The 6073-nt window shown below is 40.5% G+C and carries 5 protein-coding genes and 2 pseudogenes; 5 read left to right on the top strand and 2 right to left on the bottom strand.

Annotation, left to right across the window (positions count from 1 at the left end):
• Nucleotides 1-104 precede the first annotated feature (104 nt).
• A pseudogene (locus E4T71_RS08035) lies at nucleotides 105-449 on the bottom strand (arginine repressor); the annotation flags it as partial.
• Between the two features lie 103 nt (nucleotides 450-552).
• On the opposite strand from E4T71_RS08035, the gene E4T71_RS08040 reads away from it, so the two are divergent.
• From E4T71_RS08040 to E4T71_RS08060, 5 genes and pseudogenes are all read left to right on the top strand, one after another.
• On the top strand, nucleotides 553-1236 hold the full coding sequence (locus E4T71_RS08040) for a Crp/Fnr family transcriptional regulator (RefSeq protein ID WP_135038787.1): 684 nt from the start codon (nucleotides 553-555) through the stop codon (nucleotides 1234-1236).
• A gap of 225 nt (nucleotides 1237-1461) precedes the next feature.
• Entirely contained in the window at nucleotides 1462-2700 is a 1239-nt protein-coding gene (gene arcA, locus E4T71_RS08045) for an arginine deiminase (RefSeq protein ID WP_135038789.1), read from the top strand.
• A 20-nt stretch (nucleotides 2701-2720) separates the two neighbouring features.
• Nucleotides 2721-3734, top strand: coding sequence for an ornithine carbamoyltransferase (gene argF, locus E4T71_RS08050; RefSeq protein WP_135038791.1), 1014 nt, complete (start codon nucleotides 2721-2723; stop codon nucleotides 3732-3734).
• 73 nt (nucleotides 3735-3807) lie between these two features.
• Entirely contained in the window at nucleotides 3808-4755 is a 948-nt protein-coding gene (arcC, locus tag E4T71_RS08055; protein WP_135038793.1) for a carbamate kinase, read from the top strand.
• Nucleotides 4756-4992: 237 nt separating this feature from the next.
• Nucleotides 4993-5727, top strand: a pseudogene (locus E4T71_RS08060) (YfcC family protein); the annotation flags it as partial.
• 4 nt (nucleotides 5728-5731) lie between these two features.
• Here the strand turns inward: E4T71_RS08060 and E4T71_RS08065 are convergent.
• The coding region (locus E4T71_RS08065) for a transposase (protein ID WP_194181234.1) at nucleotides 5732-6073 on the bottom strand (342 nt) is incomplete at its 5' end.

Raw genomic sequence — 6073 nt, forward strand, 5'->3', positions numbered from 1 at the left:
AATCATTGAATGACGTCATTGATCAGTTGCAAGAAGTTATCCAAAGCTTATCAACTACTCGCTTACGATCGATTGTCCATAGAGAATGGATATCTGCTAATTTTGATTCTGAATGAGTATAAAATAGAGCCAAAAGCTTGTGCTTGACCGGGTAGACTTTTGAGAATAACTTGGTGCTGGACCACACGCATAAGTAGCAAGGAATCTTCCATATAAAAGCGTAGTCGGTGTTCCAAATTGTTATTGGATAGGCTGACAGACTGATAGTAGCTACTGCCATTGCTATTAACTTTGACGAGATTGAGATCTTTAATATCACGGGAAAGGGTGGCTTGGGTGACGTCGATACCGTTATCCCGAAGGCGTTCTTGTAATTGATCTTGGGTATGGATGTGTTCTTGACTAATCAAGGAACGAATCAATTGTTGGCGTAGAGTTTTTTTATACATGGGTTCTCCTTTCTGTCACATCAAGTATAGCAAAAATTTTGAAAGAGGAAACAAAAGGGCAAGATGCGTTCATGATATAATAACAGGTAAAAGGGGGGAGCTTATGATTTCAAAAACAGATTATGACTACCTAAGATCTTTAGATGATTTTCGTTTTTTCCCAGCCTATGAATTTGATCAATTGGCGAGACAAACAAAGTTAAGACGGGTTAGTAAAGGACAACGTCTCTTCTTTGAAGGGGATGTGCGAAGTCATCTCTTTTGTGTGCAATCTGGCTATGTGAAGATTGAGATGTCAGATTATTCAGGAGCTTTTTACTACATGGATTTTATCCAGCATGGAACTATTTTTCCTTATGGGGATTTATTTTCAGAAGAATTGTATCATTTTTCAGCTTTGGCGATGACGGATGTTGTCTATTATGAATTGCCCGTTACTCTGTATGAGGAGTATTCGTTAGGGAATCCCAAACAAATGAAACATTTATACCAAAAGGTATCTAAGCTACTAGAGCTACATGAATTACGGATTCGAAATACGGTGACTTCCAATGCCAAAGATCGGGTTATTCAATCTTTAGGAATCCTCTTTCTGGAGATGCTGGAATCCGATGAGCGTACGCTTCCGTTTAAGTTGACAACACATGAATTGGCTGATATGAGTGGGACAACCCGTGAGACGGTTAGCCGAGTGCTGAAAGAACTTAAGGAAGACCATAAAATCACGGTGACAGGAAAGCATGTTTCTTATATAGATCGTGAGTATTTTTACCAATATACAAAATAAGGGGCTAGCTTACTAGCCCCTTATAATAATGTCAAAATTCATAACTATTCATAGGTTACCGTCAAATGAAAAAAGATACATCTTTTCCTGTATGGAGTGGAGAAATATACTTTTTACCCTAAAAATGTGTGATTAAAACGACTTTTCTATTGTCGATTTTATCCGAAAAAGATTCTGGTAATCGCTTACAATAACAGTACAACAACAAAGAAAAGAGGTACGCATATGGCCCAAGAACAACCTATTAAGGTTTTTTCCGAAATTGGTCGTCTGAAAAAAGTGATGCTCCATAGGCCAGGTAAGGAGCTGGAAAACCTCATGCCGGACTATTTAGAGCGCATGTTGTTTGATGATATTCCATTCTTGGAAGAAGCGCAACGGGAACACGATGAATTTGCCCAAAAATTACGGGATGAAGGAGTCGAAGTTCTCTATCTGGAACAATTGGCAGCAGAGTCTCTTGTAAATGCTGAAGTTCGTCAAGCATTCATTGAAGACTATATTGCGGAAGCAAATATTCGAGGACGGGCAACGAAGAAGGCAGTTAAGGCTCTATTAGAAGCTATTGAAAGTCCGAAAGATTTGATTGACAAAACTATGGCTGGAGTGCAAAAAGCAGAGTTGCCAGAGTTAAGTGAGGAAGAGCGTGGATTGACAGACTTGGTTGAGTCGGACTATCCATTCGCAGTCGATCCAATGCCTAACTTGTATTTTACGCGTGATCCATTCGCTACCATGGGACACGGGGTTTCCCTCAACCATATGTATGCAGAAACACGGAACCGTGAAACGCTTTATGGCAAGTACATCTTCCAACATCATCCTATTTACGGTGGAAATAAGGTTCCTTTGGTTTACTCACGAGATGAAACCACTCGTATTGAAGGTGGAGATGAATTAGTCCTTTCTAGAGATGTCTTGGCAGTAGGGATTTCTCAACGGACAGATGCAGCTTCAATCGAGAAACTTTTGATGAATATCTTTGAAAAGAATCTCGGTTTCAAGAAAGTGTTAGCTTTTGAATTTGCCAATAATCGTAAATTCATGCATTTGGATACTGTTTTTACCATGGTTGACTATGATAAATTCACGATTCATCCTGAAATTGAAGGAGATTTGAAAGTTTACGCAGTGACTTATGAAGATGGTCAGCTACATATCGAGCAAGAATTTGGAGAATTGGATAAGGTTTTAGCGGATGCCCTTGGTGTAGAATCAGTTGACTTGATTCGCTGTGGTGGTGACAGCTTAGTGGCTGCAGGGCGAGAACAATGGAACGATGGCTCTAACACACTGACCGTTGCCCCAGGTGTCGTGGTTGTTTATAAACGGAATACCATTACCAATGCTATTTTAGAATCGAAAGGAATTCGCTTGATTAAAATTGGTGGAAGTGAACTGGTTCGTGGACGTGGTGGACCTCGTTGCATGTCGATGCCATTTGAACGAGAAGATTTAGCTTAAGGAAAAGAAAGGAAAAAAACATGTCACAAGTATTTCAAAACCGTAGTTTTTTAGCAGAAAAAGATTTCACTCGCGCTGAACTGGAATATCTTATTGATTTCTCGGCTCATTTGAAAGATTTGAAAAAACGTGGAATTCCTCACCGCTACTTAGAGGGAAAAAATATTGCTCTTTTGTTTGAAAAAACATCTACTCGTACTCGTGCAGCCTTCACCGTTGCTGCTGTAGACCTGGGTGCACATCCAGAATACCTTGGGGCCAATGATATTCAATTAGGTAAAAAAGAATCTACGGAAGATACGGCTAAGGTCCTTGGGCGTATGTTCGATGGAATTGAATTCCGTGGCTTTAGTCAAGATATGGTAGAAGAATTGGCAGAACACTCAGGTGTTCCAGTTTGGAATGGTCTGACAGATGCTTGGCATCCAACTCAAATGTTAGCAGATTACTTGACTGTAAAAGAAAACTTTGGACGCTTAGAAGGGATTAATCTTGTTTACTGTGGAGACGGACGTAACAACGTTGCCAATTCTCTATTGGTAACGGGTGCAATCTTAGGTGTAAATGTTCGTATTTTCTCTCCAAAAGAACTTTTCCCAGCTTCAGAAGTTGTGGACTTGGCAGAGAGATTTGCGAAGGAATCGGGTGCTCAGATTTTGGTAAGTGATAAGGCTGAAGAAGCTATCCCGGGTGCAGATGTTCTTTACACTGATGTATGGGTGTCAATGGGAGAAGAGGATAAATTTAAAGAACGTGTTGCATTGCTTCAACCTTACCAAGTAAACATGGACTTGGTAAAACTTGCAGCTAATGATGATTTAATTTTCTTGCACTGTTTACCTGCTTTCCATGACACGAATACTGTGTATGGGAAAGATGTTGCGGAAAAATTTGGTGTCGAAGAAATGGAAGTAACAGACGAAGTCTTCCGTAGCTCACATGCTCGGCACTTTGACCAAGCTGAAAACCGGATGCACACCATCAAAGCCGTTATGGCTGCGACCTTGGGAAATCTCTTTATTCCTAAAGTATAATCGTTTAACCAATCTTTAGAGGGCGAGGCGGGTCTTAGTCTGGTCCTCTTTTTTAAAAGAAGGAGAATCATTCATGTCAAATCGTAAAATTGTTGTCGCTTTGGGAGGAAATGCTATTCTATCCTCAGACCCATCTGCAGCAGCACAAAAAGCAGCTTTGGTAGAAACTGCGAAACATTTGGTGAAACTAATCAAGAATGGGGATGAATTGATTATCACTCATGGGAATGGCCCACAAGTTGGAAATTTGTTGCTTCAAAATTTGGCAGCAGACTCTGAAAAAAATCCAGCCTTTCCACTCGATTCCCTTGTAGCCATGACCGAAGGTTCTATTGGTTTTTGGCTACAAAATGCTTTGGAAAATGAATTGACCAAAGAAGGGATTGAAAAAGAAGTGGCCTCCGTCATTACCCAAGTGGTAGTGGACAAGGCCGATCCAGCTTTTGAAAATCTCTCCAAACCAATTGGTCCCTTCTACACAGAAGAAGAAGCGAAAATGGAATCTGAGAAAACAGGTGCAACCTTTAAGGAAGACTCTGGACGTGGTTGGCGGAAAGTCGTTGCTTCTCCAAGACCAGTTGGCATTAAAGAAATTGGTTCAATCCGTACCCTCTTAGAAGCTGGTGGTGTTGTCATTGCGGCTGGTGGTGGTGGTGTCCCAGTGGTTCAAGAAGAAGATGGCACTTTAACGGGTGTTGAAGCAGTTATTGATAAAGATTTTGCTTCTCAGACGTTGGCAGAACTAGTGGATGCAGATTTATTTATTGTCTTGACAGGTGTTGATTATGTCTTTGTCAACTACAACAAACTAGACCAACGGAAACTAGAGCAAGTAACCGTTGCAGAGTTGGAAGACTATATCCAGCAAGAGCAATTTGCCCCAGGTTCGATGTTACCTAAAGTTCAAGCAGCCATTGACTTCGTTAACCATAGACCAGAGTCTAAGGCAGTTATTACATCCTTAGAAAATCTTGGAGCTCTAATTGAAAATGATAGCGGAACAATCATTGTAAAAGCTTAAGAAACTTCTAATCAATAATAGTTTGACATGAGATGGGTTAGTAAGTGATGGGGTGAGGAGAGTGCATTGAGCGATTGTCCTAAAGGGTCAACTTCTCATCACACTCCCCTTATCTATCTGTTATCAAGTATCTATCTATCTATAAGCAAGGGTTTCAGGATGAATCGTATAGGAATATTCCTGCTAGAATTTCACTTGAAAACGGCTCAATTTAGACAGATTATGGGAGGTTTTGTGATGGGGGAAAAAGAGAAAAAAGGTTTTACATTGCCTTCATCTTATACAATATTGATGCTCATTATTGCTATTATGGCGGTGATGACATGGATTATTCCTGCTGGTCACTATCAAGTGGATGATGGTGGGAATTTGGTGGCAGGTACCTATGAGAGGGTTGCTCAAAATCCACAAGGGGTTTATGATGTATTTATGGCTCCCGTTCGTGCCATGCTTGGTCATGGTGCAACAGACGCAGCGATTAGCGTAGCATTCTTTATTATCATGGTTGGTGCATTCTTGGGAGTTGTGAATGAAACAGGTGCACTTGATGTGGGAATCGCTTCGATTGTTAAACGCTTCGAGGGTCGTGAAAAATGGTTGATCTATGTTCTAATGCCACTGTTTGCATTAGGAGGTTCAACCTATGGTATGGGGGAAGAAACAATGGCCTTCTACCCACTTCTTATTCCAGTGATGATGGCAGTTGGTTTTGACAGTATTACTGGCGTAGCGATTATTTTACTAGGTTCTCAAATCGGTTGTTTGGCTTCTACCGTAAATCCGTTTGCAACAGTTGTCGCTTCTGATGCTGCAGGTATCAGCGTTGCGGATGGAATGGTCTGGCGTTTAGTATTTTTTGTTGTTACGCTTTTGATGGGTGTCATCTTTGTTGCTAACTACGCTGAGAAAGTGAAAAACGATCCAACCAAGTCTCTGGTTTATAAGCAACGTGAAGCGGATAGGAAGTATTTTATACTCATTCAGAATCAAAATTAGCAGATATCCATTCTCTATGGACAATCGATCGTAAGCGAGTAGTTGATAAGCTTTGGATAACTTCTTGCAACTGATCAATGACGTCATTCAATGATTTAAATGCTTTGTTCTTAAATCCTAATTTCCGAATCTCTGCCCAAACTTGTTCAATCGGATTCATCTCTGGTGTATAAGGTGGAATAAATGTAAATTCAATATTGCTAGGAATATCCAATGTCTGTGATTTATGCCAAACCGCATTATCCATCACCAAAATAATATAGTCGTTAGGGTAAGCTTCTGACAGTTGTCGTAAAAATTCATTCATCCAAGCCGTATTACA

The organism is Streptococcus sp. WM07 (genome assembly GCF_004570525.1).
Taxonomy (GTDB): Bacteria; Bacillota; Bacilli; order Lactobacillales; family Streptococcaceae; genus Streptococcus.

What these genes read in the sequence shown, in the direction of transcription:
- E4T71_RS08040 (WP_135038787.1), top strand. Translation starts at nt 553, where the DNA reads ATGATTTCAAAAACAGATTATGACTACCTAAGATCTTTAGATGATTTT.
- arcA (WP_135038789.1), top strand. Translation starts at nt 1,462, where the DNA reads ATGGCCCAAGAACAACCTATTAAGGTTTTTTCCGAAATTGGTCGTCTG.
- argF (WP_135038791.1), top strand. Translation starts at nt 2,721, where the DNA reads ATGTCACAAGTATTTCAAAACCGTAGTTTTTTAGCAGAAAAAGATTTC.
- arcC (WP_135038793.1), top strand. Translation starts at nt 3,808, where the DNA reads ATGTCAAATCGTAAAATTGTTGTCGCTTTGGGAGGAAATGCTATTCTA.